This is a genomic window from Campylobacter sp. FU_520, assembly GCF_025772385.1.
Taxonomy (GTDB): Bacteria; Campylobacterota; Campylobacteria; order Campylobacterales; family Campylobacteraceae; genus Campylobacter_D; species Campylobacter_D lari_C.
Genome location: NZ_JAKMRZ010000018.1, coordinates 1 through 22512, shown reverse-complemented (window position 1 = coordinate 22512; position 22512 = coordinate 1). Strand labels below are relative to the sequence as shown.

Here is a 22512-nt window from a genome sequence, read left to right as displayed (position 1 = left end):
AAGTCCTTGGTAGCTTTCAAACTAAGAAAAGAATTAGTTTTTTTAAAGAAAAAAATTGTAAAATCTCAAAGAAATCTTGAAGAAGAAATAGAAAGAATAAAATTTTTATTATGCTATTTTGCAACTATGTTTGAAGAAAAAAGTATTGAAAAACTAAAAAATTATTTTGAATATAATCATTTAGAGCAAATTTCATATGATGCAAATATAATAAAACAAATTGAAAAAAGTATTAAAAAATTAAAAATATATAGTTAGGAAAAACATGCAAAAACAAGAAAAAATAGTTAAAATGTTTGATGATATAGCACCAACTTATGATAAGGCTAATAGAATTTTAAGTTTTGGAAGTGATGTGAGTTGGAGAAAAAAAGCTTGTTTGGATGTTTTTAAATTTTCTAATAATGAACTTGATATTATCGATGTAGCTTGTGGTACAGGCGATATGATTATAGAATGGCAAAATCAAGCCTTAAAAGCAAATAAAAACATTACGAGTATAAAAGGGGTTGATCCAAGTGCAGGCATGCTTGAAGTAGCTAAGAAAAAAATTCCTGAAGCAACTTTTGTGCAAGCAAAAGCACAAGAGCTTCCACTTGAAAATGAAAGTGTAGACATCATAAGTATAAGTTATGGCATACGCAATGTGGTAGATAGAAAAGAAGCTATAAAAGAATTTGCAAGAGTGTTAAAAAAGGATGGGATTTTACTTGTACTTGAATTTACCAAAAGAGAGCAGGGTGGTTTTATAGCTGCTTGTAGAGATTTTTACTTAAAAAATATTTTGCCAAAAGTGGGTGGATTTATCAGTAAAAATTATAGTGCTTATGAGTATTTACCAAATTCTATAGAAGATTTTTTAAGCAAAGAAGAATTTATCAGAGAATTGAGTGAGCATTTTGAAATGTTAGAGTATAAAAGCTTTAGTTTTGGTGTTTGCTCTATGTTTATTGCAAGAAAAAAATGAAAGTTTCAGAACTTAATCTAAAAGCTAAAAGTTTATTAGAATTTCATCTTGATGATATAGAGCTTAGTGGGGAAATTTCTAAAATTACTATTCATAGTTCAGGACATTGGTATTTTGACTTAAAAGATGAAAAATCAAGCATAGCTTGTGTGATGTTTAAAGGTTTTAATCAATTTGTCCAAGCTAAACCTAAGGTTGGCGATATGCTTGATCTTAGAGGTTATGTGAGTTTGTATGAAGCAAGTGGTAGGTATCAATTTATCGCTAAAAGTATGCAAAAAACAAGCCTTGGGGATTTAGAAGCTAAATTTTTAGCCTTAAAAGAAAAGCTTGAAAAAGAAGGTTTGTTTGATACAAATGCTAAAAAAAGCATTATTAAATTTCCTAAAAAAATAGGCATAATCACTTCTTTTACTTCAGCTGCCTTGCAAGATATGTTAAAACTAATTTCACAAAAAGAATACAATCTTTGTAAAATAACTATTTTTAATGCCCTTACCCAAGGACAAAGCGCTCCAAATTCTTTGATAAATGCTTTAAAAAAAGCTGATGAGTTTAATTTAGATGCGATTATTTTAGCAAGAGGCGGTGGAAGTAGAGAAGATTTGTTTTGTTTTAATGATGAAGAACTTGCAAGATGTATTTTTTCTTTAAAAACGCCTATTGTTTCTGCTATTGGACATGAGATTGATTATGTTATTAGTGATTTTGTAGCAGATTTAAGAGCGCCAACTCCAAGTGCGGCTATTGACATGATTTTTCCAAATAAACTAAGCTTAGAACAAGGACTTGATGAGCTTGCTATGCGTTTTAAAAACCAAATGTTAAATCATCTTAAGTTTTATCAAAACAAAATCGATCATTTGCAAAATTTAGCCAAAGCGAAATCTTTAGAAAATGCTTTTTTTCTTAGAAAACAAAAGCTTGATTTTTTACAAAGTCAATTAAAGAGCGTTTTAAATTTAAAATTATTAAACTATGAAAACAAACTTAATAATTTTGAAGAGCTTTTAACTCAGCATAAAAATTTCTTTGATAAAAGTAAAAATTTGATAAATTTACAAAAAGATGGCAAAAATATCTCTCTTGAAAAATTAAAAAAAGGAGATATTATAAAACTTTGCTCAATAAATGAGAGTAAAGAAGCCCAAATACTATAAAAAGGAGACAAAATGAGAGTAATGAATTTTAGTGCAGGTCCTTCAAATCTGCCTGATGAGGTTTTAAAAGAAGCACAAGAGCATTTGTTTGATTATCATGGCAAAGGCTTTTCTATTATGGAAGTTTCTCATCGTGGAAAGGTTTTTGAGGAAGTGCATTTTGAAGCTATTAAAATGGCAAAAGAGCTTTATGGTGTAAATGATGATTATGAAGTGCTTTTAATGCAAGGTGGGGCTAGTTTGCAATTTGCTATGATACCTATGAATTTATATATGGGTGGAGTTTGTGAATTTGCTAATACTGGTGTTTGGACTAAAAAAGCTATTAAAGAGGCTGAAATTTTAGGAGTAAATGCAAAAATAGTAGCAAGTAGCCAAGAAAGTGAGTTTGATCATATCCCACAATTTGAATTTAGTGATAATGCAGATTATGCTTATATATGCTCTAATAATACCATTTATGGAACTCAGTATAAAAGCTATCCAAAGACTAAAAGTCCTTTGATAATTGATGCTTCTAGTGATTTTTTCTCTAAAAAGATAGATTTTTCTAATGTTGCTATGCTTTTTGGTGGAGTGCAAAAAAATGCAGGAATTTCAGGACTTGCTTGTGCATTTATCCGCAAAGATATGATAGAGCGTAGTAAAAACAAAAATATACCTAGTATGTTAAAATACAGTGTTTATGCTGAAAATAATTCTTTATTTAATACACCTGCAACCTTTGCTATATATATGTTTAATCTTGAAATGAAATGGCTTTTAAATCAAGGTGGCTTAGATAAAATCAATGAGCAAAACATACAAAAGGCTAAAATTTTATACGATGTAATTGATGAGAGTAATGGTTTTTATAAAGGTCATGCTAAAAAAGAGGATAGATCATTAATGAATATTAGTTTTAATATAGCTTGTGATAAAAACTTAGAACCAGTTTTTGTAAAAGAAGCTGAAGAAAATGGTATGATAGGTCTTAAAGGGCATAAAATTTTAGGTGGAATTCGTGCTAGTGTTTATAATTCTATCAGCATTGAAAAGGTTCAAAAGTTAAGTGAATTTATGAAAGCTTTTGCTAAAAAACATGCTTGATTTTTGGTGATTTTCACCAAAAATCATTTGTATAGTAAAAACTTTACTCTTTAATATTTATCAGCATTTTCCTAAGCCACTATTGTATTTTTTTTCAAGAAAATCTTTAAAAAATTCTTTTCTACTTTTACAAGGTGCTTTAGGATGTTTTTCTCTCATATGTTCAAGATATTTATCATAGCTTGCAACTCCAACTAAGGGATGAAAAAACCTTTCGGATTTTTCATACCATAATTTAAGTTTTTTTATCATGTTTTTTCCTTTTTTAATGCTATATAAGGGCTTTCTTTTAAAGAAATGTTTAATTTTTTGATAAAAATTCCAAAACAAGAAAGTATAACAAGCAAAGTGGTAATCATGAAAAACACACATAAAATTGCATTTATTAAATTGGAATTTTTAGCTTGAGATGCTAATTTTATATCTTTTTTGATTTGCTCGATTATTGCTTCATCTTGTGTTTGAGAAAGTTTTAAATTAAATTCTTGTATTTTTTGTGCATTTATTTGTACAGCAGCAACATGACTTATAGCATTATGTATCTTATCACTTTCTTTATAAGGAAGTACTTTTTGGATTCCTCCATAAAGGGTTGCAACTAAAACAAAAGCAGCAGGAAGTAATGTTACCCAAGTATATTTAGCTTTTCCCATTTTAAATAAAATTGCACTTGCTAAAAGTAATGCCATGCCAGCAAGCATTTGATTACTCACTCCAAAAAGTGGCCATAATGAGTAAATTCCGCCTTTTGGATCTATCGCTCCTTGATAGAGAAAATACCCCCATCCACCAACACTTAAAGCTGTTGCAAAAATTCCTGCTAAGGTATTATTAATATTTCCTAAAGGTTTATAAATATTACCCAATATATCTTGCACCATAAATCTACAAGCTCTTGTCCCAGCATCAACAGCGGTTAAAATAAACAAGGCCTCAAATAAAATAGCAAAGTGATACCAAAAACCCATTAAATTCACTCCACCAAATAATTCATGTAAAATCAAAGCAACTCCTACGGCAAATGTTGGTGCTCCACCAGTTCTTGATAGTATGCTTTGTTCGCCTATATTTGTAGTTAAAGTAGTGATTTCCTCAGGAGTTATTTTAAAACCCCAGCTAGAAATAGTGGCAGCTGCGTTTGCAACATCTACACCTATAGTAGCAGCAGGTGCATTGATGGCAAAGTAAAGACCAGGGTGTAAAATGCAAGCACAAATTAAAGCCATGATAGCCACAGCACTTTCCATAAGCATAGAGCCATATCCAACGACTAATGCATGGGTTTCATTTTCAAGCATTTTAGGGGTTGTACCACTTGAAATTAATGCGTGAAAACCACTAATAGCTCCGCATGCAATGGTAATAAATAAAAATGGAAAAATTGCTCCAGCAAATACAGGCCCGCTTCCATCTAAATATTGAGAATTAATTTTTGGCATTTGAAGATCAGGTGCTACAAATACAATAGCTAAAGCCATAACCACAATAACACCGATTTTTAAAAAAGTTGATAAATAATCTCTTGGAGCAAGTAAAAACCAAACAGGTAAAATTGCAGCTATAAAACCATAAGCCATCATAATAAGCGCTAAAGTTGGCGCATCAAAGGTAAATATTTTCGCCCAATAAGGATCAGCGGCTATTTCACTTCCATAATGTATGGCTAATATGAGCAATATAAAACCTATAATAGAAGCTTCACCAACCCTACCAGGTCTTAAAAATCTCATATAAATTCCCATAAAAATAGCAATAGGAATGGTCATTGCAATGGTAAATAATCCCCATGGAGATTCTGCTAAAGCTTTTACAACAACCATAGCTAAAATCGCAATAATTATAAGCATAATTCCAAATATAGCGATCATTGCCACTGCGCCGACAAATTGTCCTAATTCATCTTTTATCATCTCTCCTAAAGATTTTCCATTACGACGCGTAGATATAAATAAAACTACAAAATCATGTACTGCACCTGCTAAAACACCGCCTATTAGTATCCAAAGCATAGAGGGTAAATAACCCATTTGTGCAGCAAGTATAGGACCTACTAAAGGACCAGCTCCTGCGATAGCGGCAAAATGATGCCCAAAAAGCACGATTTTATTTGTAGGGACAAAATCACATCCGTCGTTTTTAACCATAGCAGGAGTTGCTCTGTTTTTATCTAGCTCTAGCACCTTATAGGCAATATATCTACCATAAAATCTATATCCTATGATATAAATACATAAAGCAGCAATAACAAGATAAATCGCTGAAACACTTTCACCATTTTGAAGCGCTAGCATTCCAAAACAAACAGCACCAACAATGGCAATAATAAACCATAGTATTTTATTTGATGTACTCATCTTACTCCTTTTTTACTTTGTGAAATTTAGTGTAGCGTAGTTTGGTATTTTACAGTTATCTGAGCGGCTTAATATAAAAATATATTACCAAAAGTAACTATAATAGACGCTATATTTAATCAAATTAAAGAAATATTATGTAGATATAAATATGCTTTATTTTACTTATTTTGTGTAAAATATTGGTTTTAAAATAAGGTAGTTGTAGTATGAATAATGACAAAATAAGTATCATTGGTGCTAAGGAAAATAATCTTAAAAATATCAACCTAGAAATTCCTAAAAATAAACTCATAGTTTTTACAGGACTTAGTGGAAGTGGTAAATCAACTTTAGCTTTTGGTACGCTTTATGCAGAAGGACAACGTCGCTATATTGAAAGTTTAAGTGCTTATGCAAGGCAGTTTTTAGATAAAGTGGGTAAGCCAAATGTTGATAAAATAGAAGGTTTAACTCCTGCTATTGCTATTGATCAAAAAACAACTTCTAAAAATCCTCGATCAACTGTTGGAACTATTACTGAAATTTATGATTATTTAAGACTTTTATACGCAAGGATTGGCTCACAACATTGTCATCAATGTGGTCAAAAAATCTCATCTATGAGTGCAGCAGATATCGTAGGTGAAATCTTAAAGCTTCCAAAAGGAGCTAAAATCATCATTTATGCGCCGTTGATTAAAGAAAAAAAAGGAACTTTTGCAGATCTTTTAGAAAATTTAGTCGCAAAAGGCTATGTTAGAGCACAAATTGATGGAGTTTTAACGCGTCTTGATGAGGATATTGGGCTTGCTAAAACCAAAAAACATACAATAAAACTTGTAATAGATAGACTCCAAGTACAAGATGATATGCTAGCAAGACTTGCAAGTGATATAGAAAAAGGACTTAGTGAGAGTTTTGGTGAAGTGGAAATTGAAGTTTTAAATAATGAAGAATTAAACATAGCAAAACATTTTCATTATAGTGAGCATAATGCTTGTTTTGATTGTAAAATTTCTTTTCCTTTGCTTGAGCCTTTGAGTTTTTCTTTTAATTCTCCAAAAGGTGCTTGTCCAAGTTGTGATGGTCTTGGTATAAGATATACGCTAGATATGAAAAAGCTTATCAATGAAGAATTAAGCTTAGAAGCAGGAGCTATAAAGCTTTTATATGGGTTTAATAAAAGTTATTATTATAAGTTTTTAATGGCCTTTTGTGAGCAAAATGATATCAGGATAAAAATTCCATATAATGAGTTAAGTGAAGAAGAAAAGCGTCTAGTGCTTTATGGTAATGCTAAGGAAATTAACTTTTTATGGAAAAGACATCGCTTAAGTCGTAAATTTGAAGGTGCGGTTAAATATGCCTATGAAATGCTAAAAGATGAAAAAGATTTAAGCGAGTATATGAGCGAAAAAACTTGCAAAGATTGCAATGGCCATCGTTTAAGAGCTGAGAGTTTAGCTGTAAAAGTAGCTGAGAAAAATTTGGGTGAAATTTTAGATATGAGCATAGAAAATACCACTGCATTTTTTTCAAAAGAAGCTAATTTTGCGTATTTAAGTGAGCAAGAAAGATTGATAGCTAAGCCTATTTTTAAAGAAATTAATGAAAGATTATTTTTTCTTTATGATGTAGGACTTGGGTATTTATCTTTAGGGCGTGATGCAAGAACCATTAGCGGGGGTGAGGCTCAAAGAATTCGTATAGCATCTCAAATTGGTAGTGGTTTAAGCGGGGTGATGTATGTTTTAGATGAGCCTAGCATTGGTTTGCATGAACGAGATACGGCAAAACTCATTAAAACTTTAAGAAATCTTCAGCAAAAGGGTAATACTTTAATTGTAGTTGAGCATGATAAAATGACCATAGAAGAGGCAGATTTTATCGTAGATATTGGTCCAAATGCTGGTAAATTTGGCGGTGAGGTTGTATTTAGTGGGACTTATAAAGAATTGTTAAAAAGTAAAAGCCAAACCGCCCTTTATATGAGTGGTAAAAAGCAAATTGCTCATCAAAAAAATAGAGAACAAAAAGATTTTATTAGTTTAAAAGATGTGAGTATTAATAATATTCAAAATTTAAGTGTAGATTTTCCATTACACAATCTTGTAGCAATTACAGGTGTTTCAGGAAGTGGTAAAAGCTCATTAATTTTACAAACTTTGCTTCCATTTGCAAAAGAAGAGCTTAACCGTGCTAAAAAAGTTAAAAAACTAAGCGGGGCTAAAATAGAAGGTTTAGAAAAACTTGATAAGGTGATTTATCTTGATCAAAGTCCTATAGGAAGGACTCCGCGTTCAAATCCTGCTACTTATACAGGTGCTATGGATGAAATTCGTAATCTTTTTGCAGCTACCAAAGAAGCTAAAATGCGAGGCTATAAAGCAGGGCGTTTTTCTTTTAATGTTAAAGGTGGAAGATGTGAAAAGTGTAGTGGCGATGGTGAAATTAAAATCGAAATGCACTTTTTGCCTGATGTGATGGTAACTTGTGATGTTTGTAATGGTAAAAGATATAATGATGCAACACTTGAGATCAAATATAAAGGTAAAAGCATAGCTGATGTTTTAAATATGAGTATTATTGAAGCAAGTGAGTTTTTTACTTCTGTGCCAAAGATAAAGCAAAAGCTTGATACTTTGGTAAAAGTTGGGCTTGATTATCTTACCTTAGGACAAAATGCAACTACTTTAAGTGGTGGGGAGGCTCAGCGTATCAAACTAGCTAAAGAATTAAGCAGAAGTGATACGGGAAAAACTCTTTATATTTTAGATGAACCTACAACAGGACTTCATTTTGAAGATGTTAATAAACTTATTTTGGTTTTGCAACATTTAGTTGATCTTGGAAATAGTGTGTTTGTGATAGAGCATAATTTAGATGTGATTAAAAATGCTGATTATATCATCGATATGGGACCTGAAGGTGGAGTTAAAGGTGGTAAGGTTATAGCTAAAGGTAGCGTTGAAGAGCTTGCTAAAAATCATGAAAAAAGTGGTTCTTATACGGGGTATTATCTAAATTTAGAGTTAAAAAGCGCAAAAAAATAAATTGGTTGAAGTTATCCTTCAACCATAAATTTCACCTTTTTTATACTCATAAATACTTTGCATATCTTTATCTCCTCTTCCTGAAAGATTTATAACTATCACACTTTTTTTCTTTAAAGTTGGACAAAGTTTTTCTAAATAAGCTAATGCATGTGAGCTTTCAATAGCAGGTATAATGCCTTCTTCTTTGCATAATAATTTTAAAGCATTAATACACTCATCATCACTAATAGCATGATAACTTGCTCTTTTACTTTCTTGCAAATATGCGTGCAAAGGACCTATGCCAGGGTAATCAAGTCCAGCAGAGATGCTAAAAGTATGAGCAATGTTTCCTTTATCATCTTGTAAAACTTTAGTTTTCATACCATGGATAATACCTTCTTTGCCTTTAGTAAGTGTGGCTGCATGATAAGGTGTGTCTTTTCCTAAACCTGCTGCTTCAACGCCTACGAGTTTAACTTTTTCATCTTTTAAAAATGCATGAAAAATTCCAGCAGCATTGCTACCACCTCCAGCTGCTGCTATGATATAATCTACTTTTTTATTTAATTTTCTAAGTTGCATTTTACATTCTTTACCTATAATACTTTGAAAATGCGTAACAATTTGCGGATAAGGATAAGGCCCCACTGCACTTCCTACTACATAAAATACTTCTTTGGTATTTTTAACCCAAAAATTTAAAGCCTCATCCACCGCATCACTTAAAGTTTTACTTCCACTTTCTACCGCATGAACTTTTGCTCCTAAAAGCTCCATTTTATAGACATTTAAGGCTTGTCTTTTTACATCAATAGCTCCCATAAATATCTCACATTCAAGTCCCAAAAGTGCTGCTGCAGTAGCTGTTGCAAGCCCGTGTTGTCCTGCTCCAGTTTCTGCAATAATTTTTTTCTTATTCATTTTCTTTGCCATTAAGGCTTGAGCTATGGCATTGTTGATCTTATGAGCTCCTGTGTGAGTTAAGTCTTCTCTTTTTAAATAAATTTCATGATTATAAAGCTTGCTTAAATTTTTAGCATGGTATAAAGGCGTAGGTCTTCCCACATAATTAGCTAAGAGTTCTTTTAATTCTGTGTTAAAATCTTTATCTTTTTTGAGTTTTAAAAAAGCTTTTTCTACTTCATCTAATGCTATTTTTACTTCATTTGGCACAAATTGCCCACCAAATTTTCCATAATATTTTTTCATAGTATTTCCTTAAAATGATTAATAATATAAAATCAAAAATGATCAACTAAAACTAAAAATGTAAAATAAAAAATGATTGAAAATGTAGTAGTAGGCTTAACGCCAAGAAAAAGAAGCTTTGTTAAATGAGTATTCTAAATTTAGTTTAGAAAATTTTTTCCTTTCCATAGTTTTTCCTTTTAAAAAATTGCCAAATGACTTTACATTCTAAGATAATTATTATTAAAAATTCTTTAAAATGATAGTTTGGAAAATAAATACTAAGAAAATTTGTAATGTTTGATTTTTTATATAATGATATAAGCTATATAGGGCTTTTTATAGTATGTTTTCTCTCTAGCACGCTTTTGCCTATGGCAAGTGAAGCTTTTGTACTTGCTTTTGTGAAATTAGATTTTAATGCTTGTATGGTTTTATTTGTCGCAAGTTTGGGGAATACTTTGGGTAGTTTGAGTACTTATGCGTTAGCTTATTTTGGAGAGAGTCAAATTTTAGAAAAATATTTTAAAGGCTCTTTGCGTAAATTAGAAAAAATCAATGCAAACTTTAAAAAATTTGGCTCTTTGTATGCTTTTTTTACTTTTTTACCCATAGTGGGAGATCTTTTTGCACTAGGGCTTGGATTTGCTAAGTATTCTTTTTTAAAAGCAAGTATTTTTATAGCCTTGGGTAAATTAAGTCGTTATGCTTTTGTAATTTTCATAGCAAATTCCATTTAAAAGTCTTGATTTTAAAAGTTTTAAAAGTCTAGTATTATTAATATCTTTTAAAACTTTTATAGTGTTTTTTAATTCATGATTTTTCATAGGCATTTTTGCATCTTTAAAACACCTTAGTGTGCTTCCTCTAGCAAAAGTACTATCACAAATGACATCTACTAAATACTCATCAAAATTTGCTAAATTAGGATCAAGCATATAAGCAACAGTTAATGCATCATGTATCCATGTGCCATTTGTGCTTCTTGTTTTGCTTGCATAATCAATCCAAACTCTTAAAGTCTGTACTAAAAAATCACAAAGAGGATTTTGATTTTCTAAAGCATTTAAATCTTCATGTGTGAGCATAGTTTGCATTGTTGCATTATAAGGAATAAGTGTGATTTTAGCTCTTGAGTTTAAAACTATGCTAGCAGCTTCAGGATCAAAACCAAAATTTGTATCTTTGATATGATAAGGCATATCAAAGCTTCCACCCATGATAAAAATTTCTTTCACATTTTTATCAAAGTCTTTAAAAAGCTTCATTGCTATGGCTATATTTGTTAAAGGTCCTATAGCACAAATTGAAATTTCACCTGGGTTTTGCATAACAAGCTCGCCCATTTTCATACAAGCATTTGGGTTTATGTTTTCTAAGATTTTTATAGGTTTTATATGATCCCAAAGATGAGTAAGTTTAAACCCTTCTACACCTTTATCTAGCCTTTGTCTCCAAAAATGACTATCTTCACATAAAGCTTCATGAGCACCTAAATACAAAGGTATATCTAGATTAAGCTTATTTAATAAATCTTTAGCAACGCTATAAGCGGTTAAAGCTTGTACATTACCACTTAAAGTGCTAATCATTTCAAGTTTGATTTCTTTAGAGGCTAAAATAAGCCCAAGGGCTAAACCATCATCGGTATTAGCCCCTGCTATTCCATTGCCTATATCAGTATCTAAAATAAGGCGTATCATATCGCATCTTCTATTAAATTTAAATCCCTGCCTCTAGTTTCTGGCGCAAAGAAGGTTGTGATAAAACCAATTCCTGCGGTGATAACAAAATACAATGCTATTGGCCACCAAGTGCCATAATAAGCAAGCAAAGCTGAAGCTATCATAGGAGCAGTTCCTCCTGAAAGTATAGAGCCAAATTCTTTTGCTAGTGCCATTTTAGTGTAGCGATTTTTTGCTCCAAAAAGTTCTACACCCCACGCAGCTTGCACGCCAAAAATCCCTAAAGATGCCAAAGACATACCTACGATGATAGTTAAAATCACGATAATTTCATTTTTACTATCAAGTAGCATAAAAGCAGGGAAGGCATAAAGCATTAAAAGTAAGCAAAAGGTTCTATAAGTAATACATCTTCCAAATTTATCACTTAAATATCCTGCTAAAGGTATAACTAAAAATCCTACTAAAGAAGCGATAACAACAGCAGTTGTGGCTACTGATTTATCAAGAAGTAAAATTTTAGTTACATAGCCTACTATAAAGCCTTGTGCAAGATAAGATGGCCCATTTTCTCCTATCCTTATACCCACCATAGTCCAAAATGCACGACTTTTTTGCCAAAAAGTTCTTTCATCTTTTTTCATATGCACTTCATTTTCATGACGAATTTTTAGCATTAATTCTTTTTGTTTTTCAAAAACAGGAGTTTCTTTTACATTTAAACGCATATAAACAGCAAAAAGTGCTATAAAAATACTTCCTATAAAAGGAATTCTCCATCCCCATTCTTTAAAACTAGCATCATCCATACTTGTAACTAAAAGCCATACAAAAGCTGCAAGCAAGGTTCCACTATTTGATCCAAGAGCGATGATAGAAGAGATTAAACCTCTATGCTTACTAGGAGCGTATTCTCCAAGCATGACAGTCCCACCTGAAAGCTCAGCACCTGCGCCAAAGCCTTGCATAAAACGCAAAATAACCAAACATATAGGAGCCCAAATTCCAATTACTGCATAACTTGGTATAAAACCAATTAAAGTAGTTGAAATACCCATTAATGCAATGGTGCTCATCAATACATTTTTTCTTCCGTATTTATCTCCTAAATATCCAAAAAATAAAGCTCCAATAGGTCTAGCAATAAAACCTATACCATAAGTAACAAAACTAAGCAATAATGCTATAACAGGAGTTTGCTCAGGAAAGAAAACTTCTGAAAAAACAGTAGCTGCAGCTAAGCCATAAAGTGCAAAATCTGCATATTCCATAGCAGTTCCTAGCCAACACGAAAACACAGCCTTTTTGAAGGCTTTTTTTCCTTGTGGAGTTTGAAAATTTTCATCCGCGATTGATTTTGTTTGCAAGATTAAACCTTTATTTGAAATTTCAAAATGATAATTTTATCTAAAATGCTTAAAATGGAAATTTAATACTTTTTACCGACTTTTAAATAATTTTGGGCGATAATTATTATTATTTTTTAATATATAGGAAAAAAATGAAAACTTTAACGATAATTGATACTTTTGGCTTTTTCTTTAGACTTTTTTATGCTTTAAAGGGTTTGAAAAATTCAAAAGGCGAGCCTAGTAATATGATTAGCGGTTTTGCTAATTTTATTTATAGTTTGAAAAATGAACATCCTAGTGATATGATTATTTTTGCTCTTGATAGTAAAGGAAAAACTTTTAGAAGTGAAATTGATCCAAATTATAAAATCAACCGTACTCCACCTCCACCTGATTTATTAGCTCAAATTCCAATTTGTATTCAAATGATAGAAAAAATGGGTTTTTCAAGTTTTTCTTGCGAAGGCTATGAGGCTGATGATATCATCGCATCTTTGGTTAAAGAGTGTGAAAATAAGGATATTTTTATAAGAATTATCACTCAAGATAAAGATTTGTATCAACTTATAAAAGATAATAAAGTTAGTATTTATAGTCCTATTTCAAAAAATGATTATAATGAAGCAGGGTGTTTAGAAAAATATGGGGTAAAACCTAGCCAAATAAGAGATTTTTTAGCTCTATGTGGAGATAGTTCAGATAATATCCCAGGTGTAAAAGGAATTGGTGCTAAGGGAGCTAAGAATTTACTTGATGAGTTTGAAAGCATTGAGGGAATTTATGAAAACTTAACACTAGTGCGTAATGAAAGAAATAGAAATTTGCTTCTTGAAGGTAAAGAAAATGCCTTTTTGAGCAAAAAACTTGCTTCTTTGTATGAGGATTTAGATGTAAAAGATATGCTTTTAAATTGTGAGTATCCAAAAGATGAGCCTTTGCTTAAGATTATGGATATTTTAGAGCAGTATGAATTAAATGCTTTGTTAAAAAAACTACGCACTAATCCTACTAATAAAGATAAAAATTTAGGATTTAATGCAAGATTAATCTTAGATGAGAAAGAATTATTTGAAATTTTAGAAAAAATTGATAATCAAAGCATTGTTGCTTTTGACACTGAAACTACGGGCTTAGATACTAAAGAAGCTAAGATAGTAGGATTTAGTTTTTGTTTTCATGAAAGCGAAGCCTTTTATGTGCCACTTGCGCATGATTATTTAGGAGTTTGCAAGCAAATTTCTATGCAAGTAGCTAAAAAGGGCATAGAAAAAATTTATCAAAGCACGGTTATAGGACATAATCTTAAATATGATTTTGAGATTATAAAAAATAATTTTAATTTACTTCCTCCAAAAAATTATGCTGATACTATGATACTTGCATGGCTTAAAGAACCAATTTTGCGTGTAAATATGGATGATTTAGCAAAAAGATTATTTGATTATGAGACTTTGCATTTTGAAGACTTGGTAAAAAAAGGAGAAAGTTTTGCGGGAGTGGATGTAGAAAAAGCTTGTAAATATGCAGCTGAAGATGCTTATATTACTTTAAGATTTTATTTGTATTTTTTAAAAAATTTAGAAAAGCCTTTGTTTGAACTTGCACAAAAAAGTGAGTTTGAATTTATCAAAGTACTTATTATGATGGAAAATAATGGCATTAAACTTGATACTCAAAAGCTTGAAAGCTTAATGCAAAGTTTTAATCAAGATATCAAAATATTAAGTGAAAAAATATATGATTTAGCAGGTGAAAAATTTAATATTAACTCTCCTAAACAAGTAGGGGATATTTTATTTGAAAAATTAAAACTACCAAGTGGCAAAAAAAGTAAAACAGGTTATTCTACCGACGAAAAGGTTTTAAATGCTATTTTAGATAACCATCCGATTGTAAAAGAAATTTTAGCTTATAGAGAGCTTGCAAAATTAGTTTCTACTTATTGTGAACCTTTGTTAAAATTAGCTAAAAAAGATGAAAACTCAAGAATTTATTCAAGCTTTTTGCAAACTGGTACTGCAACTGGACGCCTTTCATCAAAAGATCCAAATTTGCAAAATATCCCTGCTCATGGTCAATATGCTAAAGATTATAAATCTTGTTTTGTAGCAAAAGAAGGATTTAGTTTTATTTCACTTGATTATTCACAAATTGAGCTTAGAATGCTGGCGCATTTTAGCGAAGATGAGAAATTACTAGAAGCGTTTTCAAATGATGAGGACATTCATGCAAAAACTGCTATTATGATCTTTGGTCATAGTGATTATGAGACAAGAAGTATTGCTAAAAGCATAAATTTTGGTCTTATTTATGGCATGGGTTATAAGACTTTGAGTCAAAATTTAAAAATAGAAGCAAAGTTAGCTAAAGAATATATTGAAAAATATTTTGAGAATTTTACTAGTATTAAAACTTATTTTGAAAAGGTAAAAAATGAAGCTAAGCAAAATGGTTTTATAAAGACTTTGCTAGGTCGTAAGCGTTATTTTGATTTTGAAAATGCAAAGCCTATGCATGTGGCAATGTATGAAAGAGAGAGTATTAACTCTACACTTCAAGGTTCTGCTGCCGATATAATAAAACTTGCAATGATAGAAATTGCAAAAGACTTAGATGAAAATAAACGCTTGATTTTACAAATTCATGATGAGCTTATTTTTGAAGTAAAAGATGAACTTTGCGAGGAATTTGCAAAAAATGCTAGTGATATTATGGAAAATATTGTAAAATTAAAAGTTAAATTAAAAACTTCATCAAGTATTGCCAAAAATTGGGGCGCATTAAAATAAGGAGAATAACTAATGGATCTTTCAACCATACTTGGGATGGTATTAGCTGTTGTTAGTATTTCTGTAGGGGATATTTTAGAGGGTGGTAACCCTTTGCATGTTTTGCACTTAAGTTCGTTTTTGATCGTGGTTCCAACTGCGGCTTTTTGTGCGATGACAGCAACGCATAAAAAATTTGTTAAAGCAGCTTATAAAGAATTAAAACTTGCCTTTAAAGGTGCAGGGGTAAATTTAAGTCAAAGGATAGCTGAGCTTGTAGAATACTCTATCATAGCAAGAAGAGATGGGCTTTTGGCTTTAGAATCAAAAACTAATGAAATTGATAATGAGTTTTTAAAAGAAACCATGATGATGATGGTTGATGGTAAGAGTGTGGAAGAGATTAAAGAAAGCATGGAAATCCAAATAGAAGAAATGGAAGAATACTATAAAGAAACTGCTGAATATTGGATACGCTTTGGTGAGACTTGTCCTACTATGGGTCTTGTTGGTGCGGTTATGGGGCTTATGCTTGCATTGCAACTTTTAGATGATCCTCAAGCTATGGCAGCAGGTATTGCAGGGGCATTTACTGCAACGGTAACTGGGATTTTTGGTGCTTATGCTTTATTTGGTCCTTGGGGACATAAAATTAAAGCTAATGCGCATGAGCTGATCAAAGAAAGGATAGTTATCTCACATGCTATTGTGAGTATTGCTGAGGGAGCTAATCCTAGAGATTTAGAGGCTAAATTGTTTAATTACCTTGGACAAGGCGAGTCTAGAATTTCTCAGTTTGATAAGTAAGAGTTAAAAATGGGAAAAAAACATAAATGTCCAGAATGTCCAGCAGGTGAAAAATGGGCTGTGCCTTATGCAGACTTTTTAAGTTTGCTTTTAGCACTTTTCATTGCTCTTTGGGCGATTTCTGAAAGTAATCCTGCTAAAACTGAAGCCTTAAAAACTGAATTCGTTAAAATTTTTGAATTTACTGCTTCAAATCCTTTAGAAAAAGAAAGTGAAGTGCATAATAAATATAGTGCGCCATCTAATGCAAATGTTGAAGAACTTGAGAAACTTAAAAAATTAAGTATCACTCAACAAGAAAATATAGAAAAATTAAAAGCAGCTTTAGATCAAAGAGAAAATAATATAGTTTTAAATTTACCTGCAAGAGTTGAATTTGCTAGAGGTAGTACACAAATTGATTCAGCTGATGTGCAAGATTTTCTAAAGCGCATTAGTGAAGTTTTAAAAAGAATGCCTGCACAAGCTCAAATAGAACTTAGAGGTTATACTGATGCAAGCGATAAAGATCCTAAAAGGAATTTTGATTTAGCAAGCAAAAGGGCTCAAGTTGTGGCTGATTATTTGATTGCTAAAGGGATTAATCCAGCTCAACTTATAGTGGTTAGTTTTGGAGATAACTATCCTTTAGGTGCAAACAAAGAAGATGAAATAAATAATAGGGTTGAATTTTATATCCGTGTAGATTCTTCGGATAATCAAACTAGAAAGTCAGTATTAGATCAAATCGGAACTTTTAAATAACAAATAAGCAAAAAACTTATTTGTTATTTTCTCCGCCAAAACGAAGCAGTGCTGAACCCCAAGTAAAGCCTCCGCCAAAAGCATCAAGCAATATTAACGAACCTTGTTTTAAGCGACCTTGCTCGTAAGCATCATTCATTGCCATAGGAATTGAAGCAGCTGAGGTATTGCCATATTTTTGGACAGTAACTACGCATTGTTCATCTGTAAAATTTAATTTTTCTTGTACGGCCTTGATAATTCTTAAATTAGCTTGATGAGGTATAAAAAGATCAATTTCTTCGCTTTTTATATTGTTTTTTGCAAGAATTTCAATAACATCATTACTTAGAGTATTCACCGCGATTTTAAATACCTCATTTCCTTTCATTTGCATGGAAAGTGGAGAGCAGATACTGCTTTTTTGAGCTCTTTGAGTCATTAATAAATCTCCAAATTCTCCATCACTTGCAGTATGAGTATCTATAATAGGAAAATTATCATCTAATGACACAACTCCAGCCCCAGCTCCATCGCCAAATAACACACAAATGCTTCTATCAGTATAATCCATAATAGAGCTAATTTTTTCAGCTCCTACGATTAATACATTTTTTTTAGCACCACTTTCAACCATAGATTTAGCAAGCTCTAAAAGATAAATAAATCCCGAGCATGCAGCAGAAATATCAAAAGCGGTGATATTTTTTAAGCCCAAATTATGAGCAATTTTGCATGCGGTTGATGGCATGGTAAAATAATCAGGACTTAAAGTAGCTACGATGATCGCATCTATATCGTGAGGATCTAAATTAGCTCTTTGTATAGCTTTTATAGCTGCTTTAGTACCAAGATCGCTTGTATTCTCATTATCATTTGCTATATGTCTTTGTTCTATACCGGTTCTTCTTAATATCCATTCATTGCTAGTTTGAACCATTTTTTCTAAGTCAAAATTACTTAGAGTTTTTGTAGGGATATAAGAAGCTATACTTTTTAAGGAAGCTTTAGTTGATTTCATAATTAGAAAGTTCTTTTTCTATGGTTTGATTTATATTTGATTGTGTGAAATTTAATGCTTGAAAAATAGCATTTTTTATAGCTTTTGGGCCACTTTTTCCATGACTTATAATGACACATTCTTTTACACCTAAAAGTGGGGCTCCACCATATTCTTCATAGTCAATATGAGTTTTTAGTTCATTAAAAGCTGGTTTTGCTAAAAGATAGCCAAGTTTTGCTAAAAAAGATTTTTGAATTTCTTGTTTTAAAAGCTTTGTAATAACACTTGCTACACCTTCGCCAGTTTTAAGTAAAATATTTCCATTAAATCCATCACATACTAATACATCTATGGTGCCATTAAAGATATCTCTACCTTCAGCATTTCCTACAAAATTTGGAAGTTGCTTTAAAAGTTGGTGGGTTTCTTTAGTAAGTTCGTTTCCTTTGCATTCTTCTTCGCCGTTTGATAGCAAGGCAACTCTAGGCTTAGCAATTTTTAAAATCTCTTTTGCATAAGCTTCACCCATAATGGCAAACTGAAATAAATGCTCGCTTTTGCAATCAACATTCGCTCCAACATCTAGTACAAGTGTTCTTGAATGGATATTTGGCATTAAGGTGGCTATTGCAGGTCTAGCAATATTTGCTAATCTTCCAAGCCTTAATGTGGCTAAACTCATTGTAGCTCCACTATGCCCAGCAGAAACAACAGCTTTTGCTTTTTGATTTCTTACTAATTCTATAGCCTTGTAGATAGTACTGTCTTTTCTTTTTAGTGCATCTGTGGAATTTTCTTCCATAGCAAATACATCAAAAGCTTCTTCGTATTCTATATATGAGTTTAATTCTTGAGGGATTAAGGTTTTAAGCTTTTGAGGATCCCCTACCAAGATAGCTTTAAATTCACGCTCTTTTAAAGCCTGAATCACACCTTCTATAATAGGTTTTTCCCCAAAATCACCACCCATTGCATCAATAGCAATGCTTGTCATCGTTATTAATATTCCTTAGTTACTGGATTTACACGGTGAGGCATTTTATAGCTACCATCTTTGTCTTTTATAGGCATAGGTAGGGTAACTTTATAATGAGTTCTGCGTTTTGCTGCACGAGTTTTACTCACTCTTCTCTTAGGTACTGCCATTTTTTACTCCTTTGTTAATTTGAACATTTATTGCAATAAAAATAATCACTTAAATAAGATTGCAACTCACTTGTGGCAAGCTCTATTAAATCTATATGAGAGTCAAAAAACTCCATAGTATCACTTAAAGTGTTATTTTCATCTTTGAAAATTCCATCGCTTGCAAAAAGCTCTATATTTTGATCAATTTTAAGCTCCATTTCATCACCACAACGATCGCAATTTCTATAAGCAAAGCCTTTGAAATTAGCCTTTATTTTTGCTAATTTTGGATTAACTTTTGTAATAGTTCCTTCAAAAACTATATTATCAAGATCTAGTTTAAAAGGGTAAGCTATAGAACTAAGCTTTGCAAAAGCGATTTTCATTATAAAATTTCAGTTTTTGAAAAGAAAAATTCTATTTCAATTTTCGCATTTTCTAAGCTATCACTTCCATGAACTGCATTTGCATCAATACTATCTGCAAAATCTGCTCTAATAGTACCAGGAGCTGCTTCTTTTGGATTTGTAGCACCCATTAATTCTCTGTTTTTTAATACAGCATTTTCGCCTTCTAAAACAGAAACCACAACCGGACCACTGATCATAAATTCAACTAAATCTTTAAAAAAAGGTCTGTCTTTGTGTACAGCGTAAAATTCTTGAGCTTCTTTTTCTGAAAGCTGTATTTTTTTTGTTGCTGCTATTCTTAGACCATTGCTTTCAAAGCGTGTTAAAATTTGACCAATAACACCTTTTTTAACTGCATCAGGTTTAATAATAGAAAGTGTTTTTTCCAAAATCGTCCCCTTAATTTAAATAAGTTTTATATTTATAAAAGAGCTAATTATACCAAAAAATGCTTTAAAATTATATAAAATTTAGAGTTTATAGAAGAGTTTGTAAGTAGCTTGAAAACAAGATACTTACATTAAATTATTAAGCAAATACTGGAGTTGAACCATCTCTTAAATCACTTCCGATATTATCACGGCTTGGTTGACCACTAACTACATCACTCCATACAATACATCCATCGGTTGGGCAAGCGCTTGCACAGGCTGGTTGGTCATTATGTCCTACACACTCAACACATTTATCAGCATAAACATAATATCTATCTTCACCCTCAGGATTGTTTGCATCATCCACGATTGCACTTACCGGGCATTCATCTATACAAGAACCACATGCTATACAAATATCAGTAATTTTAACTGCCATTTTTTACTCCTTAATATTAAATGTTAAATGCAAGATTATCAAAATTGTCTTAATTTTATTCTTAAAATCTTTTAATTTTGATAATAAAATTAAATTATGGATAATTTTACACAATTAATAAATTTTTAAATTTACAAATGATATTATTTCGTTACAAATAAAATTTATTAATTAGGAGATAAAATTATGGTAGTAACTAAAAAAGCTATTGATTTTACAGCACCTGCTGTATTAGGTAATAATGAAATAGTAGGAGATTTTAATCTTTATAAAAATATAGGACCAAAAGGTGCGGTAGTATTTTTCTATCCAAAAGATTTTACTTTTGTTTGCCCATCTGAAATCATTGCTTTTGATAAAAGATATCAAGACTTTAAAGATAGAGGTATTGAAGTAATTGGTGTATCTTGCGATAATGAATTCTCTCACTTTGCTTGGAAAAATATGCCAGTAAATCAAGGTGGTATAGGTCAAGTTAAATTTCCTTTAGTAGCTGACTTAACAAAACAAATTGCTAGAAATTTTGATGTTTTATTTGAAGAAGCAGTTGCTTTAAGAGGCTCTTTCTTGCTTGATGCTGATGGAACAATCCGCCATGCAGTAGTTAATGATTTACCACTTGGAAGAAACATTGATGAAATGATTAGAATGGTTGATACTATGTTATTTACTAATGAGCATGGTGAAGTTTGTCCAGCTGGTTGGAATAAAGGTGATGAAGGTATGAAAGCTGATCCTAAAGGTGTAGCTGATTACTTAAGCAAAAACGAAGGTAAATTATAATTTTATAGCAGTGAAGTCTAGTCTTGCTTCACTGCTATTTTTCTAAAAAACTTCTACATCTATCACTTTATTTTACATTTTTAAAAAAAATATTTTATTATTATGAATTTTTAAAATTATTATTATAATTTTTCGATAGAATTATTAATATAATGATAGTAAAATTCAAGGAAAATAAATGCTTTTTAAAAATAGTTTTATTAGTGTAAAGAATAAACTTTCTTATATTACTGGGATTATAGTTGCTCTAGCTTTGTTTATAGTAACTGCAATGGCTTTTTATTCAAGTAGAGAAAATCTTATTATAAATAGTAAAAATGCAAATAAAGATTATTTATTAGTAACTACTGCTCAAGTGGAAACTTATATTGAAAGTTATATTGAAATTCTATTATCTATAAAAAAATATATAGATTTATTACCAAAATACCAGACAGAAAATTTTGATAAATTAGGGGAATATTTTGCTAAGGATTTGAAAGTATTTAAAGATGGTTCAAATACTTTAGCAGTATATCTTGGTTTTCCTGATGGAACCATGCTTGTTAGTGATGCAGAATCAGATAAGAAAGGAATACCTTTTAGAAAAAGAGGTGGTGGTATAAGTTATTATGATGATCCTCAATATAATGCAACTACGCGAGATTGGTATAAGGGAGCATTAAAAAATAAAGGTGTTTTTGTAAGCGATGTGTACGAAGATTCAGTAACAAAATTCCCTAGTTTTACTTATTCTGTACCTATTGAAAAAAATGGAAAACTTATAGCTGTTTTGGGTGTTGATTTACTTTTAACATCTCTACAAAAAACATTTGAAAAATTACCAGGAAGTGTATTTGTTTTTGACAATACTAGTTCAATACCTTTTGCATCTAACGATAAGTCTTTAATATTAAAATCATACCCAAACATCGATGAGATTAAAAATCACCATAAAGTAGTAGGTGATTATAAGACTTTTGAATATACTGGGATAAATAGTGGAGAAAAAAGATTTGGAGTTTGTGCAAATATTAATAATTCAAATGCTCATGTTAACTATGTAGCGTGTGCAATTCAAAAACAAGATGATTTAGATAAATTAGTTATTGAAGATGTGTTTGATCAAATTATAACATCTATTGTGATTTTAATTTTATCATGTTTTATTGTTTATTTTATTTCATCAAGATTGTTATCACCTTTACAAGCTATACAAAATGGCCTCAACTCTTTCTTTGATTTCATCAATCATAAAACCAAAGATTCAGCTATGATAGATG

At 31.1% G+C, this 22512-nt stretch carries 22 protein-coding genes; 11 read left to right on the top strand and 11 right to left on the bottom strand.

The window, feature by feature from the left end; translation table 11 throughout:
• The 4 genes from L8W55_RS06850 to serC all read left to right on the top strand — a co-directional run.
• Positions 1-258, top strand: a 258-nt coding sequence (locus L8W55_RS06850; RefSeq protein ID WP_263677968.1) for a hypothetical protein, incomplete at its 5' end; no start/stop codon positions are given.
• Between the two features lie 7 nt (positions 259-265).
• Positions 266-967, top strand: coding sequence for a bifunctional demethylmenaquinone methyltransferase/2-methoxy-6-polyprenyl-1,4-benzoquinol methylase UbiE (ubiE, locus tag L8W55_RS06845; protein WP_263677967.1), 702 nt, complete (start codon positions 266-268; stop codon positions 965-967).
• Positions 964-2127 carry an exodeoxyribonuclease VII large subunit gene (xseA, locus tag L8W55_RS06840; RefSeq protein ID WP_263677966.1) on the top strand — a complete coding sequence of 388 codons (1164 nt, stop codon included), beginning with the start codon at positions 964-966 and terminating at the stop codon, positions 2125-2127. Before ubiE ends, xseA begins: the two co-directional genes overlap by 4 nt.
• 12 nt (positions 2128-2139) lie before the next feature.
• Entirely contained in the window at positions 2140-3216 is a 1077-nt protein-coding gene (gene serC / locus L8W55_RS06835) for a phosphoserine transaminase (RefSeq protein WP_263677964.1), read from the top strand.
• Between the two features lie 60 nt (positions 3217-3276).
• On the opposite strand, the gene kcuS is transcribed toward serC, so the two are convergent.
• Together kcuS and L8W55_RS06825 are read right to left on the bottom strand one after the other, a co-directional pair.
• The gene (gene kcuS, locus L8W55_RS06830) at positions 3277-3468 is read right to left on the bottom strand and encodes a KCU-star family selenoprotein (protein ID WP_133319555.1); all 192 of its coding nucleotides are present in this window, start codon (positions 3466-3468) and stop codon (positions 3277-3279) included.
• Positions 3465-5570, bottom strand: coding sequence for a carbon starvation CstA family protein (locus L8W55_RS06825; protein ID WP_263677962.1), 2106 nt, complete (start codon positions 5568-5570; stop codon positions 3465-3467). Before L8W55_RS06825 ends, kcuS begins: the two co-directional genes overlap by 4 nt.
• 209 nt (positions 5571-5779) lie before the next feature.
• Between L8W55_RS06825 and uvrA the strand changes: the two genes are divergently transcribed.
• On the top strand, positions 5780-8605 hold the full coding sequence (uvrA, locus tag L8W55_RS06820; RefSeq protein WP_263677960.1) for an excinuclease ABC subunit UvrA: 2826 nt from the start codon (positions 5780-5782) through the stop codon (positions 8603-8605).
• An 18-nt stretch (positions 8606-8623) separates the two neighbouring features.
• Here uvrA and trpB read toward each other — a convergent pair whose 3' ends face one another.
• Positions 8624-9799 carry a tryptophan synthase subunit beta gene (gene trpB / locus L8W55_RS06815; RefSeq protein ID WP_263677958.1) on the bottom strand — a complete coding sequence of 392 codons (1176 nt, stop codon included), beginning with the start codon at positions 9797-9799 and terminating at the stop codon, positions 8624-8626.
• A gap of 275 nt (positions 9800-10074) precedes the next feature.
• On the opposite strand from trpB, the gene L8W55_RS06810 reads away from it, so the two are divergent.
• On the top strand, positions 10075-10518 hold the full coding sequence (locus L8W55_RS06810) for a YqaA family protein (RefSeq protein WP_263677957.1): 444 nt from the start codon (positions 10075-10077) through the stop codon (positions 10516-10518).
• Here the strand turns inward: L8W55_RS06810 and L8W55_RS06805 are convergent.
• Both L8W55_RS06805 and L8W55_RS06800 read right to left on the bottom strand, forming a co-directional pair.
• Positions 10474-11478: a nucleoside hydrolase gene (locus L8W55_RS06805; RefSeq protein ID WP_263677969.1), complete on the bottom strand. Its 1005-nt coding sequence runs from the start codon at positions 11476-11478 to the stop codon at positions 10474-10476. The genes L8W55_RS06810 and L8W55_RS06805 overlap by 45 nt on opposite strands.
• A complete protein-coding gene (locus L8W55_RS06800; protein ID WP_148308848.1) occupies positions 11478-12833 on the bottom strand; it encodes an MFS transporter in 1356 nt (451 codons plus the stop codon). Before L8W55_RS06800 ends, L8W55_RS06805 begins: the two co-directional genes overlap by 1 nt.
• 131 nt (positions 12834-12964) lie before the next feature.
• On the opposite strand from L8W55_RS06800, the gene polA reads away from it, so the two are divergent.
• The 3 genes from polA to motB are packed head-to-tail and all read left to right on the top strand — an operon-like array spanning position 12965 to position 17134.
• Positions 12965-15604 carry a DNA polymerase I gene (polA, locus tag L8W55_RS06795; protein ID WP_263677956.1) on the top strand — a complete coding sequence of 880 codons (2640 nt, stop codon included), beginning with the start codon at positions 12965-12967 and terminating at the stop codon, positions 15602-15604.
• 12 nt (positions 15605-15616) lie between these two features.
• Complete coding sequence (gene motA, locus L8W55_RS06790) at positions 15617-16390, top strand: flagellar motor stator protein MotA (RefSeq protein WP_263677955.1); 774 nt, start codon at positions 15617-15619, stop codon at positions 16388-16390.
• A 9-nt stretch (positions 16391-16399) separates the two neighbouring features.
• Positions 16400-17134 (top strand): flagellar motor protein MotB, encoded by a 735-nt coding sequence (gene motB, locus L8W55_RS06785; protein ID WP_263677954.1) that lies wholly within the window; start codon positions 16400-16402, stop codon positions 17132-17134.
• A 16-nt stretch (positions 17135-17150) separates the two neighbouring features.
• On the opposite strand, the gene L8W55_RS06780 is transcribed toward motB, so the two are convergent.
• The 6 genes from L8W55_RS06780 to L8W55_RS06755 all read right to left on the bottom strand — a co-directional run bounded on the left by L8W55_RS06780 (position 17151) and on the right by L8W55_RS06755 (position 20467).
• Positions 17151-18134 (bottom strand): beta-ketoacyl-ACP synthase III, encoded by a 984-nt coding sequence (locus tag L8W55_RS06780; RefSeq protein WP_263677953.1) that lies wholly within the window; start codon positions 18132-18134, stop codon positions 17151-17153.
• Entirely contained in the window at positions 18121-19110 is a 990-nt protein-coding gene (gene plsX / locus L8W55_RS06775) for a phosphate acyltransferase PlsX (RefSeq protein WP_263677952.1), read from the bottom strand. The genes L8W55_RS06780 and plsX overlap by 14 nt, the downstream gene beginning before the upstream one ends.
• A 5-nt stretch (positions 19111-19115) precedes the next feature.
• Positions 19116-19262, bottom strand: a complete 147-nt coding sequence (gene rpmF, locus L8W55_RS06770; RefSeq protein ID WP_012662034.1) for a 50S ribosomal protein L32 — start codon at positions 19260-19262, stop codon at positions 19116-19118.
• Positions 19263-19276: 14 nt separating this feature from the next.
• Positions 19277-19630, bottom strand: coding sequence for a DUF177 domain-containing protein (locus tag L8W55_RS06765; RefSeq protein ID WP_263677951.1), 354 nt, complete (start codon positions 19628-19630; stop codon positions 19277-19279).
• Complete coding sequence (gene ndk, locus L8W55_RS06760) at positions 19630-20043, bottom strand: nucleoside-diphosphate kinase (RefSeq protein ID WP_039642239.1); 414 nt, start codon at positions 20041-20043, stop codon at positions 19630-19632. Before ndk ends, L8W55_RS06765 begins: the two co-directional genes overlap by 1 nt.
• A 139-nt stretch (positions 20044-20182) precedes the next feature.
• On the bottom strand, positions 20183-20467 hold the full coding sequence (locus L8W55_RS06755; protein WP_039619165.1) for a ferredoxin, 4Fe-4S: 285 nt from the start codon (positions 20465-20467) through the stop codon (positions 20183-20185).
• A 186-nt stretch (positions 20468-20653) separates the two neighbouring features.
• On the opposite strand from L8W55_RS06755, the gene L8W55_RS06750 reads away from it, so the two are divergent.
• Together L8W55_RS06750 and L8W55_RS06745 are read left to right on the top strand one after the other, a co-directional pair.
• Positions 20654-21250, top strand: coding sequence for a peroxiredoxin (locus L8W55_RS06750; protein ID WP_263677950.1), 597 nt, complete (start codon positions 20654-20656; stop codon positions 21248-21250).
• 178 nt (positions 21251-21428) lie between these two features.
• A partial coding sequence (locus L8W55_RS06745; protein ID WP_263677949.1) for a cache domain-containing protein occupies positions 21429-22512 on the top strand: 1084 nt, incomplete at its 3' end.